This is a genomic window from Marivita sp. NO-S04, assembly GCF_059070475.1.
The window spans coordinates 2,525,886-2,549,465 of sequence record NZ_CM180980.1 but is presented as its reverse complement, the minus strand read 5'-3'; the positions used below and the strand labels follow the sequence as shown (position 1 = coordinate 2,549,465).

At 59.8% G+C, this 23,580-nt stretch carries 22 protein-coding genes; 12 read left to right on the top strand and 10 right to left on the bottom strand.

Annotation, left to right across the window (positions count from 1 at the left end; translation table 11 throughout):
* Position 1: 1 nt before the first annotated feature.
* The gene (locus ACK3EW_RS13045) at positions 2-1,531 is read left to right on the top strand and encodes an acyl-CoA dehydrogenase family protein (protein ID WP_493806566.1); all 1,530 of its coding nucleotides are present in this window, start codon (positions 2-4) and stop codon (positions 1,529-1,531) included.
* On the opposite strand, the gene ACK3EW_RS13040 is transcribed toward ACK3EW_RS13045, so the two are convergent.
* Entirely contained in the window at positions 1,521-2,372 is an 852-nt protein-coding gene (locus tag ACK3EW_RS13040) for an AraC family transcriptional regulator (protein WP_493806565.1), read from the bottom strand. The genes ACK3EW_RS13045 and ACK3EW_RS13040 overlap by 11 nt on opposite strands.
* A gap of 92 nt (positions 2,373-2,464) precedes the next feature.
* Between ACK3EW_RS13040 and pobA the strand changes: the two genes are divergently transcribed.
* A complete protein-coding gene (gene pobA, locus ACK3EW_RS13035; RefSeq protein ID WP_493806564.1) occupies positions 2,465-3,634 on the top strand; it encodes a 4-hydroxybenzoate 3-monooxygenase in 1,170 nt (389 codons plus the stop codon).
* Here the strand turns inward: pobA and pcaQ are convergent.
* Positions 3,631-4,563, bottom strand: a complete 933-nt coding sequence (gene pcaQ, locus ACK3EW_RS13030; RefSeq protein ID WP_493806563.1) for a pca operon transcription factor PcaQ — start codon at positions 4,561-4,563, stop codon at positions 3,631-3,633. The two genes, pobA and pcaQ, sit on opposite strands and share 4 nt — an antisense overlap.
* Before the next feature lie 90 nt (positions 4,564-4,653).
* Between pcaQ and pcaD the strand changes: the two genes are divergently transcribed.
* The 7 genes from pcaD (at position 4,654) to pcaF (ending at position 10,795) form a co-directional block, all read left to right on the top strand.
* Positions 4,654-5,442 (top strand): 3-oxoadipate enol-lactonase, encoded by a 789-nt coding sequence (gene pcaD, locus ACK3EW_RS13025; RefSeq protein ID WP_493806562.1) that lies wholly within the window; start codon positions 4,654-4,656, stop codon positions 5,440-5,442.
* Positions 5,435-5,818, top strand: a complete 384-nt coding sequence (gene pcaC, locus ACK3EW_RS13020) for a 4-carboxymuconolactone decarboxylase (RefSeq protein ID WP_493806561.1) — start codon at positions 5,435-5,437, stop codon at positions 5,816-5,818. The genes pcaD and pcaC overlap by 8 nt, the downstream gene beginning before the upstream one ends.
* Entirely contained in the window at positions 5,811-6,539 is a 729-nt protein-coding gene (pcaH, locus tag ACK3EW_RS13015; RefSeq protein ID WP_439119710.1) for a protocatechuate 3,4-dioxygenase subunit beta, read from the top strand. The genes pcaC and pcaH overlap by 8 nt, the downstream gene beginning before the upstream one ends.
* 3 nt (positions 6,540-6,542) lie before the next feature.
* Positions 6,543-7,142: a protocatechuate 3,4-dioxygenase subunit alpha gene (gene pcaG, locus ACK3EW_RS13010; protein WP_493806560.1), complete on the top strand. Its 600-nt coding sequence runs from the start codon at positions 6,543-6,545 to the stop codon at positions 7,140-7,142.
* Positions 7,142-8,203, top strand: coding sequence for a 3-carboxy-cis,cis-muconate cycloisomerase (locus ACK3EW_RS13005; RefSeq protein WP_493806559.1), 1,062 nt, complete (start codon positions 7,142-7,144; stop codon positions 8,201-8,203). The genes pcaG and ACK3EW_RS13005 overlap by 1 nt, the downstream gene beginning before the upstream one ends.
* A 45-nt stretch (positions 8,204-8,248) precedes the next feature.
* Positions 8,249-9,526 (top strand): flavin-dependent oxidoreductase, encoded by a 1,278-nt coding sequence (locus tag ACK3EW_RS13000; RefSeq protein ID WP_493806558.1) that lies wholly within the window; start codon positions 8,249-8,251, stop codon positions 9,524-9,526.
* Between the two features lie 66 nt (positions 9,527-9,592).
* Positions 9,593-10,795, top strand: coding sequence for a 3-oxoadipyl-CoA thiolase (gene pcaF, locus ACK3EW_RS12995; protein ID WP_493806557.1), 1,203 nt, complete (start codon positions 9,593-9,595; stop codon positions 10,793-10,795).
* 19 nt (positions 10,796-10,814) lie between these two features.
* On the opposite strand, the gene ACK3EW_RS12990 is transcribed toward pcaF, so the two are convergent.
* From ACK3EW_RS12990 to ACK3EW_RS12955, 8 genes are all read right to left on the bottom strand, one after another.
* Positions 10,815-11,696, bottom strand: coding sequence for a 2-oxo acid dehydrogenase subunit E2 (locus ACK3EW_RS12990; protein WP_493806556.1), 882 nt, complete (start codon positions 11,694-11,696; stop codon positions 10,815-10,817).
* 10 nt (positions 11,697-11,706) lie between these two features.
* Positions 11,707-13,131: an NAD-dependent succinate-semialdehyde dehydrogenase gene (locus tag ACK3EW_RS12985; RefSeq protein ID WP_493806555.1), complete on the bottom strand. Its 1,425-nt coding sequence runs from the start codon at positions 13,129-13,131 to the stop codon at positions 11,707-11,709.
* 17 nt (positions 13,132-13,148) lie between these two features.
* Positions 13,149-14,447 (bottom strand): biotin/lipoyl-containing protein, encoded by a 1,299-nt coding sequence (locus tag ACK3EW_RS12980; RefSeq protein WP_493806554.1) that lies wholly within the window; start codon positions 14,445-14,447, stop codon positions 13,149-13,151.
* The gene (locus ACK3EW_RS12975; RefSeq protein ID WP_493806553.1) at positions 14,437-15,432 is read right to left on the bottom strand and encodes an alpha-ketoacid dehydrogenase subunit beta; all 996 of its coding nucleotides are present in this window, start codon (positions 15,430-15,432) and stop codon (positions 14,437-14,439) included. The genes ACK3EW_RS12980 and ACK3EW_RS12975 overlap by 11 nt, the downstream gene beginning before the upstream one ends.
* A 12-nt stretch (positions 15,433-15,444) precedes the next feature.
* Positions 15,445-16,422 (bottom strand): thiamine pyrophosphate-dependent dehydrogenase E1 component subunit alpha, encoded by a 978-nt coding sequence (locus ACK3EW_RS12970; RefSeq protein ID WP_439119719.1) that lies wholly within the window; start codon positions 16,420-16,422, stop codon positions 15,445-15,447.
* 90 nt (positions 16,423-16,512) lie between these two features.
* Positions 16,513-17,811, bottom strand: coding sequence for a M24 family metallopeptidase (locus ACK3EW_RS12965; RefSeq protein WP_085628525.1), 1,299 nt, complete (start codon positions 17,809-17,811; stop codon positions 16,513-16,515).
* 65 nt (positions 17,812-17,876) lie between these two features.
* Entirely contained in the window at positions 17,877-18,686 is an 810-nt protein-coding gene (locus ACK3EW_RS12960; protein ID WP_085628526.1) for an SDR family NAD(P)-dependent oxidoreductase, read from the bottom strand.
* Positions 18,687-18,696: 10 nt separating this feature from the next.
* On the bottom strand, positions 18,697-20,475 hold the full coding sequence (locus tag ACK3EW_RS12955; RefSeq protein WP_493809731.1) for an extracellular solute-binding protein: 1,779 nt from the start codon (positions 20,473-20,475) through the stop codon (positions 18,697-18,699).
* A gap of 256 nt (positions 20,476-20,731) precedes the next feature.
* On the opposite strand from ACK3EW_RS12955, the gene ACK3EW_RS12950 reads away from it, so the two are divergent.
* From ACK3EW_RS12950 to ACK3EW_RS12940, 3 genes are all read left to right on the top strand, one after another.
* The gene (locus tag ACK3EW_RS12950) at positions 20,732-21,691 is read left to right on the top strand and encodes a sugar ABC transporter substrate-binding protein (protein ID WP_493806552.1); all 960 of its coding nucleotides are present in this window, start codon (positions 20,732-20,734) and stop codon (positions 21,689-21,691) included.
* Between the two features lie 79 nt (positions 21,692-21,770).
* Positions 21,771-22,568, top strand: coding sequence for an SDR family oxidoreductase (locus ACK3EW_RS12945; RefSeq protein WP_439119724.1), 798 nt, complete (start codon positions 21,771-21,773; stop codon positions 22,566-22,568).
* Positions 22,569-22,601: 33 nt separating this feature from the next.
* Positions 22,602-23,576, top strand: coding sequence for an ABC transporter permease (locus ACK3EW_RS12940; protein WP_493806551.1), 975 nt, complete (start codon positions 22,602-22,604; stop codon positions 23,574-23,576).
* Positions 23,577-23,580 lie beyond the last annotated feature (4 nt).

Sequence of the window (23,580 nt, the reverse complement as noted above, 5' to 3'; positions counted from 1 at the left end):
CATGACCGACTTCGTTGCGCCGACGGATGATATCCTGTTTTGCCTACGGCACGTTGCAGATGCGCACCGTGTCGAGGGTTGGGATGATGCGCTTGCTGCTGACATCCTTGGACATTTCGCACAATTCGCAGAGGGTGTGCTTGCATCGTTAAACGCGATTGGCGACGCGCAGGGCGCGCGACTTGTCGATGGGCGTGTCTTGATGCCAGACGGGTTTGTCGAGGCGTATGCGCAACTGGCGGAAGGCGGATGGCAGGGGCTACGGGCACCCGAACAGTTCGGTGGAATGGAACAACCGGCGTTGGTCGCTGCGGGTGTGTCGGAGGTCTTTACCGGAGCCAATCATGCCATGCAGATGGTTTGCGGGCTGGTACCCGGTGCTGTTGAGACCTTGCTGCATTTCGGAACGCCGGAACAACAAGAAACATGGATTCCCCCTCTGGCGGCGGGCGAAGTGCTCTCGACAATGTGTCTGACCGAGGCCGGGGCCGGGTCGGACTTGTCGGGTATCCGGTGCAAGGCGACGCGAGGTGGGGCGGACTGGTGGCTTGATGGAGAAAAGATTTTTATCTCGGGGGGCGACCAGAACATGTCTTCGGGCATTCTGCATCTGGTTCTTGCCCGCAGTGGATCGGTGGAGGACGGGCTGAAGGGTTTGTCATTGTTCCTGTGTTCGGCTGGTGACGGTGTGACCGTCACGCGGATCGAGGAAAAGCTGGGACTGCATGCTTCACCGACCTGTCAGTTGGCCTTCAGCCATGCCCGTGCCGAATTGATCGGGGCTGAGGGCGATGGGTTAAGGGCCATGTTTACGGTGATGAACCACGCGCGTCTTGATGTGGCGTTGCAGGGTGTCGCGCACGCGGCGCGCGCGTCTCAGATCGCCACGGCCTATGCACAAGATCGCGTGCAGGGGCGCCGCAAGGATGGCAGCCCGGCGCAGTTGGCCGATCATGCCGATGTGCAGCGGATGCTGGCCGAGCAAGCGGCTTTGGCGATGGGCGCGCGGGCGATGTGCCATGTCGCTTTTGTTGAGATGGAGCGTGGCGACCGCGCCGATCTCGTGGCGTTCTTGACCCCGCTCTGCAAGGTGTTCAGCTCGGAAGCCGGGATCAAGGCGGCGGATCTGGGAATACAGATCCTCGGGGGTTACGGGTATTTGAATGAATACCAGCTAGGGCAGGTATGGCGCGATGCCCGCATCACCTCGATCTACGAAGGGGCCAATGGTATTCATGAACGTGGCATCGCCACGCGTGGTCTAAAGGGGCCGGGTGCCGACCAGTTTGCCGATTTGATCCGTGAACTTGGCGGTGCGTCGGACCGGGTACTGGCCGACCTTGCGGCGTGGATCACATGGCGCGACCGGATGCGTGGAACTGACGATGCCGAACGTGAGGCGCATGATTTCGCGCAGGCGACAGCAGGCCTGTTCTTCCGGGCGTGCTGGGCCAAATGCGCCGCGGTCGCGGATTTCCATCCTGAGCCCGCGCAGATCAAAGCGTTGGCGGACCGGGTACTTAGTTCGTGAACAGCGCGCGGTACTCTGAGGGGGTCTGGCCTCGTGCCGCGCGGAATCGCTTGGAAAAATAAGACGGGTCGATGAACCCAAGCCGGTAGCCGATTTCGGACACGGGCAATTGCGTAAAGGCCAGCAAGCGACAGGCCTCTTGCATCTGGTGTTGTTCGATATAGGCGGTGGCGCCCATCCCCGTCGCGTCGCGGCACAGGCGGCTTAGATGTCCGGTGCTGATTGACAGCGCATTTGCGAAATCCGATGCGGTCCAGCCATCGGGCATGTGTTTCGAGATCAGATCATCCAGCGCAAAGAGGCGGGCATGTTTGGTTCTCTGTTCGGACGCGCGTTCTGCAAGCCGCGTTTCGGCTAGATTGGCGAGCACGGAATGTGCCAATCCGACAACTTGCTGTGCGCGAAACAGGCTGGTGCCGCCGACAGTCTCGCGCAGCAGTTGGGTCACCCGTTCCAAGTGGTGTTCGACGCGCCCGACAAAAGGTTTGGACAGGGCGGTCAGGATTTGATCCGTCGCCGGTGAGATCGTGCGCACAATGCTGATCGGATAGGAGAAAATCTTGCCTTCAGAACCGGGTTTGAATGTGAATTCGTGAACGCAGTGCTCTGGAATATAGAGAAATTCTGACTTGGATACTTGGTGTTTCTCGCCGTCGACAGTCGCGTTGATCCAGCCGTGTTCGACCATGAATAACTGTGACATCTGGCTGTGGCGGTGCGGCATGATCCGCCAATCATTGATCGGTGCACGAACAGAGAAATCCTCAAAATGGATCACATCCGGGAAGGGGCCTTGTTCGCCGTAAAGTCCAAAGGCGGGAATGGTGTTTTGCACAGACATGTTCGATTGTTACCATAGCTCGCTCTTTGGTGCCATTATCTGTTGCTGCTTTGCGGCCTATTAAGGCCGTCAGCTTTTGGAGGAGTGGTGCCATGAAAACCGAAGTCGCGATTATCGGCGGAGGGCCTTCGGGCCTGTTGTTGTCGCAATTGCTGAACCAAGCTGGTGTGGCGACGGTGGTGTTGGAGCGTTCGTCGCGGGATCACGTTTTGTCACGCATCCGGGCAGGGGTGTTGGAGGCCGGAACGGTGGACATGCTGCGCGAGGCGGGTGTGGGTGAGCGGATGGCACGCGAAGGCATTCCGCATGAAGGGTGCTACCTGACCGATGACGATCTGATGGTGCGGATCAATTTCGAAGAGCTCACCGGCACGTCCGTCATGGTCTATGGCCAGACCGAGGTCACGACGGACCTTTACAAGGCGCAGGATGCAATAGGGGCGACGATCATCCACGGGGTCGAGGATGTCGTGATCCAAGATGCCGACAGCAACGCGCCTTATGTCGAATACACTTTGGACGGCGCGCGCACTCGGTTGGACTGCGCCTATGTGGCGGGATGTGACGGGTTCCACGGGGTCAGCCGCAAGACTATCCCCGCAGACAAGCGCCGCGAATTTGAACGCGTCTATCCCTTTGGATGGCTGGGGGTTCTTTCACGCACGAAGCCCGCGCATGAAGAGCTGATCTACGCCAATTCCTCAAACGGGTTTGCGCTGGCATCGATGCGCAGCGAAACGCTCAGCCGGTATTACGTTCAGGTTCCGTTAACCGATAAAGTCGAAGAGTGGAGCGATGAGCGCTTCTGGGCTACGTTAAAGTCATGCCTGCCGTCCGGGGTGGCTGACACAATGCAGACCGGACCGTCGATCGAGAAATCCATCGCGCCGTTGCGGTCCTTCGTCAGCGAACCGCTGCGCTGGGGACGGTTGTTCCTTGTGGGTGATGCCGCGCATATTGTACCGCCGACTGGAGCCAAGGGGCTGAACCTTGCCGTATCGGACGTGCATTACCTTTACCAAGCGCTGATCGACGCGGTGAAAAAGGGTGATACTGCTGGTATCGACGCTTATTCGGAACGGGCGCTCTTGCGGATTTGGAAGGCAATGCGGTTCAGCTGGCAAATGACAACGATGCTGCACCATTTTGACGGCGAAGACAGCTTTGCCGCGCAGATGCGCAAATCCACGTTGCGCCACTTGTCGCAATCGGAAACCGCCCGGCGCGATCTGGCCGAGAATTATATCGGTTTGCCGTTCTAGGCGGAGCTTTGTCCCAAGGGGCGCAATTCGGTCCGGGCGTCTTCCAGTGCCCGGATCAGACCAGTTTGTTCCTCGGTCAAAACGCCATCTGCCCGCATCGAAATGCCAATGGGACCGCCGCGCAGGTCATTGCCAAGGGGCAGGGCGGTCAGCGTGCCTGCGTCAAGCTCGTCTTCCACAACCCCGCGCGAGATGAACCAAACCGCATCGGATGATTGCACCACACGCCGCCCAAAGGCGAGCGAGACCGACTCGAACGCCGCAGTTTGCGCAGCGATGCCGTGCCGCGACAGCAGCGCCCGAACCAGTGGGGCAATCACCGCACCCGGTGGCGGCAGTAGAAGCGGAAAGCCCTCGAGCGCGTCTAATGGCTGGGCCTGTTCGATGAGCGGATGATCCGGACGCACGACCGCTGCGATGTCTTCAGAGTAGAGATGATGGAATGACAGGTGCTGCATCACTTCGGTCGTGCCCATGCGACCGACGACAAGATCGAGGCTGCTTTCCCGAAGTTGAGACATCAAAAGCCAGTTCGGCCCCGTGCTGACGCGCAATAGGCAATTCGGATGGGTGTCTCGGAACGCCAAAGCGGCACGCGGCATAAGGGACGTCGCAGCGGTGGGCAGAACCCCGACAGACAGGCGGGTGATCTGGGACGGGGTGTCTTTGACCAGCGATTGGGCCCGCGAGATTTCTGCCATTGCAGCCCCGCTGTGCTGCTGAAAGACGCGGCCAACCGTGGTCAGACTTAGACGGCGGTTCGAACGGTCGAACAGTGGTTTGCCCAACACCTCTTCCAACTCGCGGATGGTTTTGGATACCGCAGGCTGCGACACGTTCAGTGCATTGGCGGCGGCAGACAATGACCCCAATCGCGCGGTTTCAAGAAAGCATCGCAAGTGGCGCAGACGGATGCGGGGGTCGATCATATATAACTCATGGGTTAACTAAACGGTGCAAGATTATAATTTTCAGGCAGCAAAAGAAATGCGAAAGAAGGGATGGGGAGATTTGCAAATATGAGAACAGTCACATCGCAGGGCGTCACGTTGCACGTGCAGGTGGATGGGCCTGACAGCGGACCAGTTGTCATGTTGGCCAATTCGCTTGGCACGGATATGCGCGTCTGGGATCCGCTTTTGCCGTTCCTGCCAACAGGGGTGCGGATTGTCCGTTTTGACAAACGCGGACACGGGCTGTCGGATTGCCCTGATGCGCCTTATGACATGGACACGCTTGTGTCGGACGCCGAGGCGGTGATCGACACGCTCGGCCTGCGGGACATCGCTTTTGTCGGCCTGTCTATCGGTGGTTTGATCGGGCAGGGGCTGGCTGCGCGCCGCCCTGACGTTTTGCGAGCTCTGGTGCTGATGGACACCGCTGCCAAGATTGGATCGCCCGAGATGTGGCAGGATCGGATCGCAGGATTGCGGGCTGGTGGCATCAGTTCAATGGCCGATGCCATTCTTGATCGTTGGTTTGCGCCCGAGATGCGCAATGATGCCGCGCGGCTTGCCCCGTGGCGCAATATGCTGACCCGAACCCCGATCAAAGGGTATATCGGATGCTGCGCTGCAATTGCCGGTGCGGATTTTACGCAATCGGCCTCTGATTTGACCCTTCCAGTGATGGCGATGGCTGGGTCCGAGGATGGATCAACCACTCCCGAGATGGTGCAGGCGACTGCAAAGCTCTGCAACGCGACCTTTTATGTGATCCCGGACGCAGGCCATCTGCCCTGTGTCGAAGCGCCCAAACAGGTGGGTGCGCTGATCTCGGAGTTCCTCAAGGAGGTGGGTCATGTCTGACCGGTTCGACCAAGGGATGAAAACCCGTCGCGAGGTCTTGGGTGATGCCCATGTCGACCGCGCCGAAGCGGCCAAAACCGACTTCGATCTGCCATTTCAGACGCTGATCACCGAAGGCGCTTGGGGCACCGTCTGGTCGTCTGATGGGATCAGCCGTCGGGAACGGTCGATGCTCACGCTGGCGCTGTTGGCGGCCACTGGAAACTTTGAGGAAATCCCGATGCACATACGCGCCACCGCACGGACCGGAGCCAGCAAACAGGACGTGATGGAGGCGTTCCAGCATGTCGCGATCTATGCTGGCGTGCCCAAAGCCAACCACGCCATCAAGCTGGCCAAACAGACTTACGCAGAAATGGAGAAGTCCGATGACTGACACCGCAGCCCTAATGCCGCGCCGCCGCGAGGTGCATCCGGACCCGTATTACACGGATTACAAGACGTCGATCACACGGTCGCCCTACCTGCCTCTTTTGTCGATGGAATCCACGCCGAGCGAAGAAACCGGTCCCCGTTTCGGTCACAACATGCTGGGAGCGCTCGATAACAACCTGATCAGCAACTATACTCAGGGCAAGGCGCTGGCCGTGGGTGAACGTATCCGTGTGCACGGTCGGGTGTTGGATGAGTTGGCCCGTCCTGTGCCGCACACGCTGGTTGAGATCTGGCAGGCCAATGCCGGAGGGAGGTATCGGCACATCAAGGACACGTATTTCGCGCCGCTTGATCCGAATTTCGGAGGGTGCGGACGGACAATCACGGATGAGAACGGGTACTACGAATTCATGACGATCCGTCCGGGGGCATACCCGTGGCCAAACCGTGCCAATGATTGGCGGCCGATGCATATTCACTTTTCAATCTTCGGCCATGCCTTTGGCCAGCGGCTCATCAGCCAGATGTATTTTCAGGGCGATCCGCTGATCGACCTTTGCCCGATTGCCGCCACTGTGCGGGACCGGAGCCAGTTGGACCGCCTCGTGGCACCACTCGACATGCAGAATTCGCGGGGCATGGATTACCTTGCCTACAAGTTTGACATCGTGCTGCGCGGTCGTCGTCAGACCATGTTCGAAAACAAGCCGGAAGGGATGTAAGCCATGACACAACTGCTTGATATTCTGGTCGAAACACCCAGCCAGACTGCTGGTCCCTATGTCCATATCGGCTGCATCCCCACCTTCGCCGGGGTCGAAGGCGTTTATCCCGAAGACCTAGGCCTGAGCCCGATCGAAGACGGTGCAAAAGGCGAGGTGATCACCATCGTCGGGTCGATCTATGACGGCACCGGCTGGGCGATGCGCGACGCGATGTTCGAAAGCTGGCAGGCCGATGCGGCGGGTGTCTATCCGGGGCAGGATGGGGCCGATCCCAAGGTCTCGGGCTTTTGCCGCTTTGCCGCCGACAAAGACACGGGTGAATATACGCTGCGTACCATCAAGCCGGGGGCGGTGAAGGGCCGGAATGGTCAGGTCTTCGCGCCGCATATCTCGATCTGGATCGTGGCGCGGGGGATCAACATTGGTCTGAACACGCGCATCTATTTCGACGACGAAGACAACAGTGCCGATCCGCTGCTCGCCCGTATCGAACAGCGCCCGCGCGTGGACACGCTGATCGCAAAGAAAACTGGGGATGGCACCTATCGTTTCGATATCCGGCTTCAGGGTGAAGGCGAAACGGTGTTTCTTGACCTGTGATGACAGGCGTCTTTGACCATCCTTGGCTGTCCGGTCTGTTTGCCGATACCGAAGTCGCGGCCCTTTGGTCTGCCGAGGCGCAGCTTTACCACATGCTCGCCTTCGAGGCGGCATGGTCGAGGCATGGTCACTTGGCGGGGCTTTGGGCGAAGGACGACGGAGCGGCGGCGGCATCTGCCATTGAAGGTGTGACCCTTGCGCCGGAAGAACTGCGCGACGGGACAGCGAAGGACGGGGTTTGTGTTCCGGTCTTAGTGCGCCTGCTGAAAGAGCGGACAGGGGCAATTGCGATCCACAAGGGCGCAACCTCGCAGGATTTGGTCGACACGGCGACAGTGTTGTCTTTGGTCCAAAGCCTTGACCTGATCGACCTACGGCTGGCGCAATTGGCCTCGGAGCTAAACGCTTTGGAGGATCGGTTCGGGACATCCCCCCTGATGGGACGGACGCGCATGCAGGCGGCGATGCCGATCACTGTGGCCGACCGGGTGCAAACCTGGCGTCTGCCGCTGGACACGCATCGGGACAGGTTGGCGCAGTTGCGCCCGCGCGTCGCGCTGGTGCAGATCGGCGGTGCCGCCGGAGATCGCGCGGCGCTTGGCGCTGATGAAGACGCCGTGTGTGAAGCTGTGGCTGGTGAACTTGGCCTGTCTGCGACACCGCAATGCTGGCACGCAATGCGCGATGGCATCGGTGAAGCAGCGTCAGTCCTTGCTTTGATCACAGGGACACTGGGCAAAATGGGGCAGGATATCTGCCTGATGGCGCAGCAAGGGATCGATGAAATCAAGATGGAGGGCGGTGGCGGGTCGTCGGCCATGCCACACAAGCAGAACCCGGTGATGGCCGAACTGTTGGTCACTTTGGCACGCTACAATGCCGTGCAATTGTCCGGCGTTCACCATGCCATGGTTCACGAACAGGAAAGATCGGGTGCGGCTTGGGCACTGGAATGGATGCTGTTGCCCCAGATGGTTCAGGCCACCGGGCGCGCTTTGGTCGTGGCGTCAGATGTGACGTCGCAAATCACCTCGATTGGGACACCCGACCTGTTGTCCTGACCTACGCCACGCCGTAAACCCGCTAAAACCATGGGGAACTCAACTATGTCCGACAGCAGGGTTATCATCGCCCGCGGTGGCATCGCGGGATTGACGCTTGGGCTGACGCTGCACCAGATCGGTGTGCCGTTCACCGTGTTCGAATCCGCACGCGAGATGAAACCGCTGGGTGTGGGCATCAACCTGCAGCCCAATGCCGTGCGCGAACTGTTTGATCTTGGGATCACAGCCGATGATTTGGACAAAGTGGGACTGCCCGCCGAAGAATGGGCGCTGGTCGGTCTGAACGGGCGTGAGGTCTATTCTGAACCGCGGGGGTTGAGCGCAGGCTATAACTGGCCGCAATATGCCGTGCATCGTGGGCAGCTTCATATGCTTCTGTATGAAACGCTGATCAACCGGGTAGGCGCAGATGCGGTTCAGCTTGGGGCCAAGGTCACTGGGTATGCCAAGGACAGTGCCGGGGTCGTCGCCACCGTTCAGGTTGCAGACGAAAGCCGCACCGAGATTGGGTCAGTATTGGTCGCCGCTGATGGCATCCATTCCGCGATCCGGGCGCAGATGTATCCCGATCAGCCGCCGATCCATTGGGGCGGTGCTGTCATGTGGCGGGGCACCGTGCGGGCCAAGCCGTTGCGTACGCAATCGTCGTTTGTCGGCTTGGGAACGCACCGGCATCGCATGGTGATCTATCCGATTTCGAAGACCGATGAGACCGGCACCGCGCTCATCAACTGGATCGCTGAAGTCACGATGGACGAGGCGGGTGCATGGCAGCAGGACGGTTGGTTCAAACCGGTCGCAATTGACGAATTCATCCATCACTTCGAAGACTTCCGCTATGATTGGCTTGATGTGCCCGCGATGCTGCGCGACGCCGATTGCGCTTATGTGAACCCGATGATCGACCGTGACCCGGTGCCAAGTTGGGTCGATGGCGCGGTGGCGCTGATGGGTGATGCGGCGCACGCGATGTATCCGACAGGGTCGAACGGCGCGAGCCAGGCGATTGTCGATGCTCGCGTGATTGGGGTGAAAATGCTGGAGCATGGTGTGACCGAAGCGGCGCTTGCCGCATACGATGCGCAGTTATGCGCGCCGGTGTCGGAGCTGGTGCTGCGCAATCGCGGGGCCGGCCCGTTTGGACTGCTCAACCTGCTCGATGAACGCTGCGGCGGTGTGTTCGACGACATCGAAGACGTGATCCCGGCTGCGGAACGCGCGGATTTCATGGCGAAATACAAAGCTGCTGCAGGGTTCGCCATAGAAACGCTGAACGCTGCTGCGCCGACGATCCCGCAAGGGGCCCGATTGAACGGCTGACTTGCATTCGGGGCGGGTTCCACGGCCTTATGCACCAAACATACCCCTCCAGCCGGAGCCACCTTCATGCCCGACGCCTTTATCTGTGACTACATCCGTACGCCCATTGGTCGCTATGGCGGGGCTTTGGCGTCGATCCGCGCTGATGATCTGGCAGCAGTGCCCATGGCGGCTTTGGCGGCGCGAAATCCGTCGCTTGACCTCTCGGCCATCGACGAGGTGATCCTTGGTTGTGCCAATCAGGCAGGCGAGGACAACCGCAATGTGGCGCGCATGGCAGTTTTGCTGGCAGGCTACCCCGAGACAGTGCCTGGCACCGCGATGAACCGGCTCTGTGGATCAGGAATGGATGCGGTTCTGGCTGCCGCCCTTGCGATCAAGGCAGGCGAGGCGGATTTGGTCATCGCAGGTGGCGTCGAAAGCATGACCCGCGCGCCGTTCGTCATGCCCAAGGCGCAGCAGGCGTTTGCACGCCAGACCGAGGTTTACGACACCACCATCGGCTGGCGCTTCGTGAACCCGGTGCTCAAGGCGCAATACGGCGTTGATTCCATGCCTGAGACGGCTGAGAATGTGGCAGAAGATTTTCACGTGTCGCGTGAGGATCAAGACGCGTTTGCTTTGCGCAGCCAGCAGCGGGCAGGGGCCGCCCAGCAAAGCGGGCGTCTGGCGCTTGAGATCACGCCGGTGACACTCCCGCGTCGCAAGGGCGATCCGGTAATCGTTGAAATCGACGAACATCCGCGCCCGGAAACAACCGCCGACGATCTGGCGCGGCTCAGACCGTTCGTTCGCGAAGGCGGCACGATCACGGCAGGCAATGCGTCTGGCGTGAATGACGGGTCGGCGGCGCTGATCATCGCATCAGAAGCAGCGATCAAGCAGCACGGATTGACTCCCATCGCGCGGGTCTTGGGCGGTGCGTCCGTCGGCGTTGCGCCGCGCATTATGGGGATTGGGCCTGCGCCCGCCTCGGAAAAGCTGATGGCGCGGCTGGGGCTGTTGCAGTCCGATTTCGATGTGATCGAACTGAACGAGGCGTTTGCCTCGCAGGGCTTGGCAACGCTGAGGCGGTTGGGCATTGCCGATGACGATCCGCGCGTGAATCGCAACGGCGGGGCCATCGCGCTTGGCCATCCCTTGGGTATGTCAGGCGCACGGATCACTGGTTCCGCGGCCCTTGACCTGCGGTCCGGTCAAAAGGCGCTGGCCACGATGTGCATCGGTGTCGGGCAGGGGATTGCTATTGCGATCGAGGCGGCGGGCTGACGCGCCCGCCAGTCGGTTTTCAGATCAGCATATTGCGCGGATCGCCGATCAGTTTGGCGTAATGCGACAGGAATCGCGCCGCATCTGCCCCGTTGATCACGCGGTGATCATAGGACAGGTCCAGCGGCACCATCGGCACCGGGCGCGGCGTGTCGCCGTCCCAGACTGTGATGGTTTCGGTCCGCGTGATGCCTAGGATCGCCACTTCGGGCGGGTTGACGATGGGCGTGAAGGCCGTGCCACCGATGCCACCCAGATTGGTGATCGTCATAGACGCGCCACCCATTTCGTCGGGTTTGACCTTGCGCGCCTGCGCCTTTGCCGCGAGATCCGCAATCTCGGCTCCGATCTGCCACAGACCCTTGCGGTCTGCATCGCGAATGACCGGCACCATGAGGCCGTGGGGCGTATCGACGGCAATGCCGATATGGACGTAGTTCTTCAGATAAAGCGTCTCGCCATCGACTGACAAAGACGCGTTGAACCGGGGAAACGCCTTGAGGCTGCGGGCAAGAGCTGCGACGTGAAAGGCAAGCGCCGTGAGCTTGACACCCCGCGCCTGTGCTTCGGCTTTCAGGCTTTGGCGGAACGCCTCTATCGCGCTGACATCGGCGCGGTCGTGATGTGTCACTGCCGGGATCAACGACTGCGCTGCCGCCAGATTGCGGGCTGCGACTTGGGCAAAGCGGCTCATCGGCTCTTCGGTCACGGGGCCATACTGGCTATGGTCCACATCCCAATAAGAGGTATCACCTGCCGTTGCCGCAACGGGCGTTGCACCGCCATCAAGATCCTCGGGGCCGATGGTTTTGCGGCCAAGCTTCTTGGCCAAAGCTTCGATCTCGACGCCTTTTTCACGGGCAAGGCGTCGTGTGGCGGGGCTTGCGATAAAGTCTGCCATACTACCCCCCTTACCAGCTTGCCGAGATGTATTGTGTTTCCATGAATTCCAACATGCCCTCATGCCCACCTTCGCGGCCAAGACCCGATTGCTTGGTGCCACCAAACGGCGCGGCCGGATCGCTGACCAATCCACGGTTCAGGCCGACCATGCCGTAATCAAGCCGTTCGCAGACCTGAAGTGCGCGTTTGAAGTCGGCGGAAAACACATAAGCGACAAGGCCGTATTCGGTGTTGTTTGCGCGTCGGATGACCTCTTCCTGGTCACTGAAGGTCTGGATCGCGGCGACGGGACCAAAGATCTCGTCCTGCACGCAATCGGCGTCCTCGGACACGTTCGACAGCACCGTCGGCGGGTAGTAGAAGCCCTTGCCTTCGGGCGTTGTTCCGCCGCATTCGATCTTTGCACCCTTCGCCACGGCATCGGCGACAAACGCCGCAACCTTGTCGCGGGTGTCGGCATTGACCAGCGGGCCGACATCGACCGACGGGTCCGTGCCATCGCCCACCTTGAGCGCTGACATGCGCTCGGTCAGGCGTTTGGTGAACTCTGCCGCGATGTTTTCATGCACGTAGATGCGGTTCGCCGCCGTACACGCCTCGCCCAGATTGCGCATCTTGGCGAGCATTGTGCCTTCGATGGCAGTGTCCATGTCGGCGTCTTCCAGCACCACGACGGGCGCGTTTCCACCCAGCTCCATCGCGGGTTTCAAAACCTGATCCGCAGCCGATTTCAAAAGCTTGCGACCCACACCTGTAGAGCCGGTAAAGCTGACCACGCGCACGCGCGGATCGTGCAGCATGTGATCCACCAAAGCGCCGGTCCTGCGCGAGGGCAGCACATTGACCAGACCCGGCGGCACACCTGCTTCTTCCAGGAGCGGCATCAGCGCCAGCATAGTCAGCGGCGTTTCTGACGCGGGTTTGATGATGACGCCGCAACCTGCAGCGAGCGCGGGCGCTATCTTGCGGGTGCCCATCGCGGCGGGGTAGTTCCAGGGTGTGATCAGAACGGCCAGACCCGCCGGTTTGTGCTGCACAAGGATTCGGGCACCAGAGGCCGGGGCATGGGTGATCATCCCATCCGCGCGCACGGCCTCTTCGGCGAACCAGCGGAAAAATTCGGCGGCATAGGTGGCCTCACCCTTGGCATCTGCACCGGCCTTGCCGTTCTCCAACGTGATGAGATGGGCGAAATGATCCAGCCGCGCAGTCATCAATTCCCACGCCTTGCGCAGCACTTCGGACCGTTCCCGCGGTGTACGGGCAGCCCAATCGGCCATCGCCTTTTCGGCGGCGTCCAGCGCTTTGTCGGCGTCCGAAATGTCTGCAGAGGCGACCGAGGCAATCACCTCTTCGGTGGCGGGGTTTATGACGTCAAAGCGGTCGTCTGTCTTGTGCCAGCCGCCGTCAATATAAAGATCGGTGTAGTCCATGTCGGTCCCCCGGAAAGTCAAAGCAGGTGGCGGAGCGGTTGCTCCACCCGGCCTGCGAAATTGGTCAGAAGCTGGATTGCGGCCTGCGCGTCCAACTGGTCAGCCGCACAGTCGAGCGTCAATTTCACCCCTTTGCGGCGCTGCGTTATGGTGATGATGGGCACTATGTCGGTGCCCATGCCTGCGCTTCGGATCGTTGTACCGCGCAGATCGCGCAGGATCAGATCAGGCGCGTCGTCGGTTTGTGTCACTTCAGAGAGCGTGCATCCGTCTGGCGTCGTATAAGTGGTGAACGTGCCGAGCCGCTCAATGGCTACGGTCTGGATATTTGGCAACGATGCGCCCGCCAGCGCTGCGATAAGGGCGTCGGCATCGGCCAGCCCATGTGTATCAGCCGCCCAACGTGCAAAACCGGGCAGGGCATCGCCCGAGGTTTTGGCCACAAGGTGATGCGCTGCTGCGGCGGCTGTGGCCGTCGCTTGGGCCGATTTCTGCGGCAGCGCCTTCAACACTTCCAGGTCTCGTACGTGGTAGGGTTGCGGATGCCCGGCCTCGACCAGTCGCGACAGGTCGAGACCCTGCTCTTGTGCCAACCTGCGCAGTTTCGGAGAGGCGAGGATACGTCCATTATTCGATGGAATGGTGGGTGTATTGGCTGTGGGTTTTGGTGCTGCCGGTTGAACCTTAGCCGGTTCGGGTTCGGCAGCAGGGGCTGCTTTGGCTGCACCACCACCCGACGCAACAGAACGACGTACCGGAGCATCGGGTTTGTCGGCGCTGATGATCGCGACTGCTTGCCCCACGGGAACATTCTCTCCGGCCTCGGCCAGAGTGGCGGCAAGATAGCCGTCAGTTCCCGCCTCGACCTCCATCGTGCTCTTGTCGGTCTCCACTTCGAAGAGCACATCGTCGGCCTTGAGCACATCGCCGGGGGCCTTTTGCCAGCTGACCAACAGGCCGCTGTCCTGCGCCATGCCCAGTTGCGGCATGGTCACGGACTTACCTTCGGGCAGCGCGTCGGATGTGTCTTCGGGCGCGGCGGGGCCAGAGGCCTCGGGCGCGGGGCCCTCATCATCGGCACTGTCCGAAATGCGCGCGATTACAGCTCCGACTTTGACGTCTTCACCCTCAGATGCAGATACACCGGTCAGAAAGCCGCTGGCCTGCGCCTCGACCTCCATTGTGGCCTTGTCGGTTTCCACCTCGAACAAGGCATCGCCCTTGGTCACCGGCTCACCGGGGGCCTTGAGCCACGACACGATCTTGCCCGCGTCCTGTGCCATGCCCAGTTGAGGCATTGTCACATCATGCGGCATGAATCATCTCCCCGGAACACAGCTTGCGCGCCATCTCGACAACGCGTTCGGGTGTCGGAACAGTGATGTCTTCAAGCGCGGGCGAAAACGGGATCGGCACATCCATAGCCCCCATCCGCACCACGGGTGTGTCGAGGTGATAGAACGCCTTTTCGTTCAGACGCGACGCGATTTCCGATGTGACGCCGTAGCTTTGGTGGCCTTCGTCGATCACGATGGCGCGGCTGGTTTTCTTCACGCTTTTGATCAGCGTGGCCTCATCCAGCGGCACGATGGTGCGCGGGTCGATCACCTCGGCCTCGATGCCTTCTTTCGACAGAATTGCGGCGGCTTTCTCGGCCACCTGCACCATCGAAGACGTGGCGATCAGGGTGATGTCGCTGCCTTCGCGCTTGATGTTCGCTTCGCCGAAGGGGATCAGATATTCCTCTTCCGGCACCGGGGCCTTGTCTTGGTACATCAGCTTGTCTTCGAAGATCACAACCGGGTTGTTGTCGCGGATCGCAGTCTTCATCAAGCCTTTGGCTTCGTAGGCGGAGGACGGCATGGCGACCTTCAGTCCCGGAATATGGGCAACAAGCGCCTGCAGGGATTGCGAGTGCTGCGCGGCAGAGCGCCGGGTTGCCCCCATGTTCGTGCGCAGGACCAGCGGCACGCTAAGCTTGCCACCAGACATATAGTGCGTTTTGGCCGCCTGATTGCAGAGCTGGTCCATGATCAGGAAGATAAAATCGCCAAACATCAGATCGACGATCGGACGCGAGCCGGTCATGGCGGCACCAACAGCGATGCCCATGAAGCCGGGTTCGGCGATGGGGGTGTCGATGACGCGCTCGGTGCCGAATTCCTCGACCAGACCGGACAGCACCTTGAAGGGCGTTCCGGCCTCGGCCACGTCTTCGCCCAACAGGAACACCGTGGGATCGCGGCGCATTTCCTCGGCGATGGCCTCGTTGACGGCCTGGGACAGGGTGATCTCTCTCATTTCGGTCTCTCCTCAGTCCGCGTAGACATGCATGTCCACTTCGGACACGTCGGGATATTTGGCAGCCTCGGCATAAGCGACGGCCTCGGCGGCATCCTTTTCGATCTCGGCATTCATCGCTTCGATCTCGTCTTCGGTGGCGATGCCTTCGGCCACCAGATAGGACCGGAAGCGGATGATCGGATCGCGATTTTCTTTCCAGTCCTTCTCTTCGTCCTTGGAGCGGTAGTATTCGCGGTTGATGTCGCCCACGTGGTGACCGTGATAGCGGTAGGTCTCCAATTCGATGAAGAACGGGCCTTCGCCCTTGCGACAGCGTGCCACCAGCTTTTGCGTCAATTCATTGACCGCCAGCACGTCTTGCCCGTCGACCTTGAACGCCTCGATCCCGAAAGCTTCAGCCCTTGCGGTGATCGATCCGGCGGCGATTTCCTCGGTTTTGGTGTATTCGGAATAGCCATTGTTCTCGCAGGCATAAATGACCGGGAGGTTCCAAAGTGCGGCCATGTTCATGACCTCGTAAAGAAGCCCTTGTGCCGTGGCCCCGTCGCCAAAGAAACAGACGGTGACATCGTCCTTGCCCAGCAGCTTGGCGCGCAGGGCAGAGCCTGTCGCAATCCCCATGGACCCGCCCACGATGGCGTTGGCCCCAAGGTTGCCGTGGCTCTGATCGGCGATGTGCATCGACCCGCCCTTGCCGCGGCAATAGCCTTCTTCCTTGCCTAGCAATTCGCAGAACATCTCTTTGAAATTCGCACCCTTGGCCACGCAATGCCCGTGGCCCCGGTGGGTCGATGTGATGCGGTCGTCATCGGTCAGCGCCTCGCAGATGCCTACTGCCACGGCCTCTTCGCCGGAATACATATGCGTCAAGCCCGGCATCTTGGCCGAAAGGTAAAGCTGGTTTGCGTTGTCCTCGAAGGTGCGGATGCGCATCATCTGGCGATACATACGCAGATAGTCTTCGGTGTTTGTCTTGGCCTTGGCCATCGGTTCCCTCCCAAAGGGGGCAAGGGCGCGCGGCCCCTGCTTCATCTTGCCCAATAAACTCCCGCCGGAGGCGTCCCCCGGCGGGGCTGTTCAATACCGGTTGGCGATGGGTAGCTCTTCTGCGGGGAAGAGACTGATCACCTCGCAGCCGGTTTCCGTCACAACGACCTCTTCCTCGATCCGGGCGGCGGAATAGCCGTCGGTGGCCGGGCAATAGGTTTCGAGCGCGAAGACCATTCCGGTCTGGATTTCCATCGGGTGATCGAGGCTGACCGCGCGGCTGATAATCGGGCGCTCGTGCAGGGCCAGCCCCAGCCCGTGGCCGAATTGCAGTCCGAAGGCCTGATCCTCGTTGTCGAACCCAAGCGATTGCGCTGTCGGCCAGACCTCGGCCACCTTGTCGGTCGAGACACCCGGCTTGATCATCGCAATCGACGCGTCGATCCATTCGCGTGCTTTCTTGTACGCATCATTCTGCGACGGTGTCGCCCGACCCACGTTGAACGTGCGGTAGTAACACGTCCGGTAGCCCTGATAGCTTTGCAGAATGTCAAAGAACGCCTGATCGCCAGGGCGGATCAGTCTGTCGGTAAAGTTGTGCGGGTGCGGGTTACAGCGTTCGCCGGAAATGGCGTTGATCGCCTCGACATCGTCCGATCCCATCTCGTAGAGCAGCTTATTGGACATCGCGACGATGTCGTTCTCGCGCACGCCGGGTTTCAGCTCTTCGTAGATCATGTGGTAGACGCCATCGACCATCGCGGCGGCCTGCGTGAGTAGCTGGATCTCGTCCCAGTTCTTGATCTCGCGCGCCGCCAGCATGATCTGCTGACCGTCGACGACATTGATGCCCTCGGCCTTCAGCGCGTGGAACATGGCGGTTTCAGCGTAGTCCACACCCACCGGCATGTCGGCCATGCCTGCATCCTTGATCAGCTGCGCGATCATCTTGGCATATTTCTGCATAAGGCCGAATTCGGGCGGAATGGTCCCGCGCATGCCGACCACACCGGCAAGGCAGTGGTCCGGCTCCAGCCAGTCGGAATGGCGCTTGTGATGCACCGCAGCCGACCCGAAATCCCAGACATAAGGGCTGTCGTCGCCGGTCAGCAGGCAGAAGCGGCACATCTTGTCCCGTTCCCATTCGCCGATCTTGGTGGCTGTCACATAGCGGATGTTGTTCACATCAAACAACAGCAGCGATCCGGCATTGGAGTTCTGCAAAGACTGCCTGGTACGCGACAGACGGTAGCGGCGCAGACGGTCGTGATCGACGCGGCGTTCAAAATCAACCGAGGTGTGACCCCACGCGGGCAGGCGTTCCCGCCATTCCCAGTTGGGTTCGAGATCCTGCGGCGTGAGCAAGTTGGGCATGAGTGCGCGAGACATGAGTAGCTCCTTTCGGGTGCCGCATGGCGGACCCGGTTTGTTCAATAAATCAGAGGGTTGTTGGGTTACTTCGTGACCCAGCCGCCGTCGATGGAGATCATCTGACCGGTCATGTAGTCGCTGTCGTCAGAGGCAAGGAACGACGCTGTTCCGGTGATGTCATTCGGATATGAGACCCGTTTGATCACCAAATTGTTGGCGACGATATCGTCGTAGGCCTGACCTTCGCGCTCCTTGAAGCCGATCTCGACAAGATCTTTGTCCAGCTGTTCCCAAAGTGGCGTCACCACGACACCGGGTGCATATCCGTTAACGGTGATGTTGTGCTCTGCCAGCCCAAGCGCGCCGCATTCGGTCAAGGCAAGGCAGCCGTATTTCGATGTACAGTAGACGGTCACGTCGACCAGCGGCTTGCGCGACGCGATAGAGCCCACGTTGATCAGCTTGTAGGGGTGATCTTCCATCGGGCCCTGTTTGATCATCTGGCGTGCGGTTTCCTGCATGCCGAGCCACATCGCCTTGGTGTTGACGTTCATGATCATGTCCCAGTTGTCTTCATCAATATCCATGAAGAACCGGGGTTTGTTCAGACCTGCATTGAAAAGACCCACATTGATCGACCCGAACGCCTCGACGGTGGCAGCCACCGCAGCGGCATTGTCTTCGCGCTTGGTCACGTCCATTTTGACGGCGACCGCCTTGCCGTTTCCGGCCGCATTGATCCCATCGGCAACCTTTTGCGCTTCGGCTACGTCAAGATCACCGAGACACACGTTGGCGCCCTGTGCCGCAAAGCTCTCCGCATTGGCAGCGCCCATGCCGCGTGCGGCACCAGTGATCAGGATATTCTTACCTTTGAGGCGATTGGGGTCCATGGTTTCCTCCCTAAGTGACCTGTTGTCTCATGAAGTCTTCAGCGCGCGCCTGTGCGCGGTCGAGCGCCTCGCGCGGGGAGACGATCCCGCGCAGCATGTCGTGAAGTTCGTGGCCGCAGATGCGGATGATGTCCGAGATTTGCGGGATCGGCGGGCGCGGCCAGAATTGCAGCTCGTCGCGCCACGACATCTGGTCAACAAGTTCAAAAATCGGCGACAGGCGCCGCACTTCTGGGTCAGCGCCCACGGAATAGCGTGGCGCGGTGCGGCTGCCGCTTTGCGCGTACAGCTTTTGCGCGCCCGGCGATGTGAAGGCGACCAGCGCTTCGACCGTGTCCTCAAGCCGGTCCTCGGCCAGATTCGACGGCACGCAGAAGACATAGCCTCCGACCGGCGCTATCGGCGCGCCTTCGGGACCATGCGGGTGGGGCAGATAGCCCGTGTTGCCGTGCGCTGAACAGCTTTCGTCCAGTTCGAAATATGGTGCCAGCAAGGTGTACCCGTAGGCCATCGCCACCTTGCCAGAGGCATAGGGGCGGACCCGTTCGTACCACGACATTGACAGGATGTCGGGTGGAGAGAACTCCAGCAACTGCATCAGGTAATCCGCCGCCGCAAGGGCGCGGTCGGTGTTTAGTGCCGGGCGGAACTCGCGCGATCCCAGATGATCCGCATCATAGCCGCCCGCGATTTCGGGCAGGTCGATGATCGGCTGCCCAAAGGCGGCACAGGTCATCATGAATGTGTGCCCGAGGGCCGTTCCCCGCGCTGCGTTCCATGCCACGCCATAGCGTCCACGGCGTGGGTCGTGGAAATGACGTGCGGCGTCGATCACCGCATCTGTCGTGACCGGTGGTTCCAGACCTTCGGATGCGAACCAGTCTTTGCGGTAAAACATCAATTCTGGTGTAGTCTGGCTGGGCACGCCATAGGGCGTCCCATCCCAATGTGCCGCGCGCCAGCCTGCGGTGTGGAAATCAGCCGGATCAAGCCGGGATACGTCCATCACATCAGTCAGGGGGCGAATAACGCCTTTTTTGATGAACTCGCCCAACCAAGGAAGATCAACCGCGATCAGGTCATAGCGGCTCTTGCTGCGGTCGCTGTTGCGCAACGCCTCTTCTCGCAGCCGGTCGATAGAGAAGGCACGCTGATGGATATTGGTGCCGACCAGTTGTTCGAACTGACGCTTGAGGTTGTCCATTACCATGAAGGTCGGATCGCCATGTACCAGAATGCGCAATCCGCCTGGCAGTTTCAGAGGCTGTGGAAGCGCGCGGGGTGGGGCGATGGTGGCGCGTGTCGCCTGATACGAGCCGCCATAATAGTAGTGTTCTGTTTCCTCGGTTTCGGACGCAGTGCCGAAAGACACCCGCGCCAGCCGCTCGATCCGGTCGGCAACCTGGCTGAACCGGTCCAGCAGACGTGGGCTGGGGTGTAGCGAAAAGCTCTTGCCGCTTTTGGTGCGGGGGCGCTGTTCCAGCAGGCCCGAGTCTTTCAGTTCCGCCAGTTTGCGTGTCGCGGTGGCATAAGGCACGCCAGCCGCCGCAACCATTGAAGATGGCGACACAAGACGCCCCTCGGAATGACTGTGCAAAAGATGCAGGATCATGTTGAGGTGCGGGTTGGGCGTGTTCGGTTCGATCGACGCGTCAAGCTCCATGCAAAGCGATGTCAGGAACTCGACCACGCGCGCCAATTCTGGAGTCGCCACCGACGCAGCGACGGCGCTGGACCGCTGCAAGGGGCGCTGTCCAAAATGGATATCGCTGTGGAGGGCTTCGGACATTTTCGCTTTTTCGAGTGAAGGATTGCAGGGCTTGGGCGAGTCGCTCACGATCGCGTCTCCTAAAATTGTTCAATATGGCGGTTTCCGAATATCGGATAAAAATCCATAATGAACAAAAAAATATTCATAATGAATAAAATGGTGCGTTCGTCCGTTCGCTAAATATCGCTGGATACGGGACAGGTTGCATCGGGAACGCCCGGGCTGGGAGGACAGCTGCAATTGTGCGAATAACACCCCTAGGGAGGAAACGACTATGAAAACGACCCTTACAGCAGCTTTGGTTGCATCGACCGCACTTGTTGGCACGGCAATGGCCGAGTCTCATGGCGGCAAGATGACCATTGGCATCACGCAAAACAACGTGGGCGTCGACAGCTACCAGACCACATACGAAAAGGCCTTCATCGCAGCGACCGAAGCCAATGACATGGTTGAAGCGGTTGTTCTGGATGCCGGCGGCGACGTGGCGCGTCAGATCGCGCAGATGGAAGACCTGATCCAGCAAGAAGTCGACGCGATCATTATTTGGCCGACCAACGGCGAAGCGGTGATCCCGGCCGTGCGCAAGGCGCACAGCGCAGGCATCCCGGTCATCGTGACAAACTCCAACATCGCCGAGCAAGGTTTTGACTTCGTCGCCAGCTTCTCGGGTCCGGACAACATCACTCAAGGTTCGCGCTCTGCCGAGATCATGTGTGATAAGTTCAAGGACATGGGCATCGAAAACGAAGCGCGCGTTGTGCAAATTTCGGGTCAGCCCGGTTACACAACCGCAATCGAACGTCAAAAGGGCTTTGACGACCGTCTGCCAGAAGTCTGCCCGAACGTAACGCTTGTGGAAACGCAGCCGGGCGATTGGAACCGCGAAAAATCGCAGCAGGTTATGGAAGCGTTCCTCGTCAAGTATGACGACATCGACGGCGTTTATTCCGGCGATGACAACATGGGCGTAGGCGCATTGAACGCAGCCAAGGCCGCTGGCCGTGAGGGTATCATCTTTGTGGGTGCCACAAACTTTGCCGTGGGCTACGAAGCGATGGCCGCGGGCGAATACTGGGGGTCGATCTACCAGTCCCCGGTTGATGATGCTGAAGCCGCGCTGAAGACCGCCATCGATGTGCTGAATGGGGAAGAAGTACCGTTCCTTAACTACTTTGACACGCCGAAGATCACTCAGGACAACATGGGCGATTACACCAAGCCTGTCTTCTGATCTCCTCCCTGAATGCGCGGGGTGGCACGTCCGCCTCGCGCGTTTTGTACGTATCAAAAGAAAAATAGGGATGGGCGAGATGGCAGGAGTCTCGGGTCGGTCGTGTATTGTGACCGGTGCAGCGCAAGGCATTGGCCGCGCGATTGGTGAAGCGCTTTTGGTCGAAGGCGCGAATGTCTGTTTTGCGGATATCAACGCGGGAAAAGTATCCGAAGTCGCTGATGCAAACGCGGAACGGGCTGCGCAAGCCGGTTGCAAGGTGACGCATGCATCCGTTGATGTGACAGACCGAGATCAGGTCAAGGCGATGATCGCCCATGCGGTCGATACCTTTGGACGGCTCGACGTCAAGTTCAACAATGCAGGTGTGAACAAGCCGATGAATTTCCTCGATGTGACCGAGGATAACTGGAATTTCATCATGGGGATCAACGGGTTGGGCTGCATGATCGGCATGCAGGAGGCCGCCCGGCAGATGATCGCCCAAGGTGGTGGTGGCAAGATCATCAACACAGCGAGCATCGCCAGCCGCCAAGGGTTCGACAACGTCGCACCGTATTGCGCAAGCAAATGGGCCGTCGTATCGCTGACGCAGTCCGGTGCGCGCGATTTGGCCAAACATAATATCACCGTGACGGGGTTCGCCCCCGGTGTCGTTGCAACCGAGATGTGGGAACAGGTCGATCAGGATCTGATGGCAATAGGGGCCGCAGAACGCCCCGGTCAGGCGATGGAAGAGTTCTCGTCCGAGATTTTGAAAGGACGCGTTGCACGTCCTGAAGACATAACCGGAACGACGACGTTTCTGGCTTCTTCCGCCAGTGACTACATGACCGGCCAGATCGTGATGATCGACGGTGGAATGACTTTGGTGTGACGGCGATCCCGCCCGCACCTTTGGGAGGAACACATGGCAGAACTGACGAAACAGGGCATCGGAAGAGTCCTTGCCAAACAGGGCATCCTGATTGCCTTTGTCGTTTTCATGATCGGCTTTGCGTTGGCCAATCCGCGCTTTATCGCGGTGGACAATATCTCGGGCGTGATCCGCTCTTCAGCCATTCTTGGCGTGATGGCCCTGGGGGTCACATTTGTGGTGATCGGTGGAAATCTTGATCTGTCCGTCGGATCGATGATGTCTTTCTCAACCATTGTGGTGCTGGATCTGCACGACAAGATCGGGCCGACACTGGCGATCCCGGCGATGTTTGGTCTGACCCTTGGGTTGGGGGCCTTCATCGGGTTTCTTGTCGGGTATCTCAAACTCAATTCACTGATCGTTACGCTTGGCATGCTCTCGGCCATCCACGGGCTGACGTTGACGTGGTCCGGCGGTCAAAACATGGATATCGCCGACAAAAGCGGCACATGGTTCTCTGTCTTTGGACAAGGCAACATCGCAGGTGTGCCGGTGCCGATCCTGATCTTCGCCGGACTTGCGATCGTTCTGAGCCTCGTTCTGTCCAAGACCCCCTTTGGACGTAAGGTCTATGCGGTCGGTGGCAACGGCAAGGCGGCGACGTTCTCGGGTATCCCGCGTGCGCGCATCGTGTTTCTGACCTACCTGATCTCGTCCTTTTGCGTGGCCTGTGCCGGTCTCTTGCAGGCCAGCCGAAGCCTTGGCAGCCAGAATACTGTGGGGCAGGGGCTGGAACTTGAGGTGCTCGCGGCGGTCATTCTTGGTGGCGCGTCGCTGCTGGGTGGGTCGGGGACCATCTTCAAGACCGTGATCGGCGTTCTGATCCTTGGCTTTATCCAGAATGGACTTCTGCTCATGGGACTTGCGTTTTACGTCCAGTACGTCGTCACATGGGTGATCATCATCCTTGCGGTCTGGCTGGATATCGCGGCCAAGCGCGGCCGTCTGTTGTCGCAGATCGCGTAGGGAG

Bases quoted from the DNA above. Each gene is read 5' to 3' on its own strand.
- ACK3EW_RS13045 (WP_493806566.1), top strand. From the start codon at position 2: ATGACCGACTTCGTTGCGCCGACGGATGATATCCTGTTTTGCCTACGG.
- ACK3EW_RS13040 (WP_493806565.1), bottom strand. From the start codon at position 2,372: ATGTCTGTGCAAAACACCATTCCCGCCTTTGGACTTTACGGCGAACAA.
- pobA (WP_493806564.1), top strand. From the start codon at position 2,465: ATGAAAACCGAAGTCGCGATTATCGGCGGAGGGCCTTCGGGCCTGTTG.
- pcaQ (WP_493806563.1), bottom strand. From the start codon at position 4,563: ATGATCGACCCCCGCATCCGTCTGCGCCACTTGCGATGCTTTCTTGAA.
- pcaD (WP_493806562.1), top strand. From the start codon at position 4,654: ATGAGAACAGTCACATCGCAGGGCGTCACGTTGCACGTGCAGGTGGAT.
- pcaC (WP_493806561.1), top strand. From the start codon at position 5,435: ATGTCTGACCGGTTCGACCAAGGGATGAAAACCCGTCGCGAGGTCTTG.
- pcaH (WP_439119710.1), top strand. From the start codon at position 5,811: ATGACTGACACCGCAGCCCTAATGCCGCGCCGCCGCGAGGTGCATCCG.
- pcaG (WP_493806560.1), top strand. From the start codon at position 6,543: ATGACACAACTGCTTGATATTCTGGTCGAAACACCCAGCCAGACTGCT.
- ACK3EW_RS13005 (WP_493806559.1), top strand. From the start codon at position 7,142: ATGACAGGCGTCTTTGACCATCCTTGGCTGTCCGGTCTGTTTGCCGAT.
- ACK3EW_RS13000 (WP_493806558.1), top strand. From the start codon at position 8,249: ATGTCCGACAGCAGGGTTATCATCGCCCGCGGTGGCATCGCGGGATTG.
- pcaF (WP_493806557.1), top strand. From the start codon at position 9,593: ATGCCCGACGCCTTTATCTGTGACTACATCCGTACGCCCATTGGTCGC.
- ACK3EW_RS12990 (WP_493806556.1), bottom strand. From the start codon at position 11,696: ATGGCAGACTTTATCGCAAGCCCCGCCACACGACGCCTTGCCCGTGAA.
- ACK3EW_RS12985 (WP_493806555.1), bottom strand. From the start codon at position 13,131: ATGGACTACACCGATCTTTATATTGACGGCGGCTGGCACAAGACAGAC.
- ACK3EW_RS12980 (WP_493806554.1), bottom strand. From the start codon at position 14,447: ATGCCGCATGATGTGACAATGCCTCAACTGGGCATGGCACAGGACGCG.
- ACK3EW_RS12975 (WP_493806553.1), bottom strand. From the start codon at position 15,432: ATGAGAGAGATCACCCTGTCCCAGGCCGTCAACGAGGCCATCGCCGAG.
- ACK3EW_RS12970 (WP_439119719.1), bottom strand. From the start codon at position 16,422: ATGGCCAAGGCCAAGACAAACACCGAAGACTATCTGCGTATGTATCGC.
- ACK3EW_RS12965 (WP_085628525.1), bottom strand. From the start codon at position 17,811: ATGTCTCGCGCACTCATGCCCAACTTGCTCACGCCGCAGGATCTCGAA.
- ACK3EW_RS12960 (WP_085628526.1), bottom strand. From the start codon at position 18,686: ATGGACCCCAATCGCCTCAAAGGTAAGAATATCCTGATCACTGGTGCC.
- ACK3EW_RS12955 (WP_493809731.1), bottom strand. From the start codon at position 20,475: ATGTCCGAAGCCCTCCACAGCGATATCCATTTTGGACAGCGCCCCTTG.
- ACK3EW_RS12950 (WP_493806552.1), top strand. From the start codon at position 20,732: ATGAAAACGACCCTTACAGCAGCTTTGGTTGCATCGACCGCACTTGTT.
- ACK3EW_RS12945 (WP_439119724.1), top strand. From the start codon at position 21,771: ATGGCAGGAGTCTCGGGTCGGTCGTGTATTGTGACCGGTGCAGCGCAA.
- ACK3EW_RS12940 (WP_493806551.1), top strand. From the start codon at position 22,602: ATGGCAGAACTGACGAAACAGGGCATCGGAAGAGTCCTTGCCAAACAG.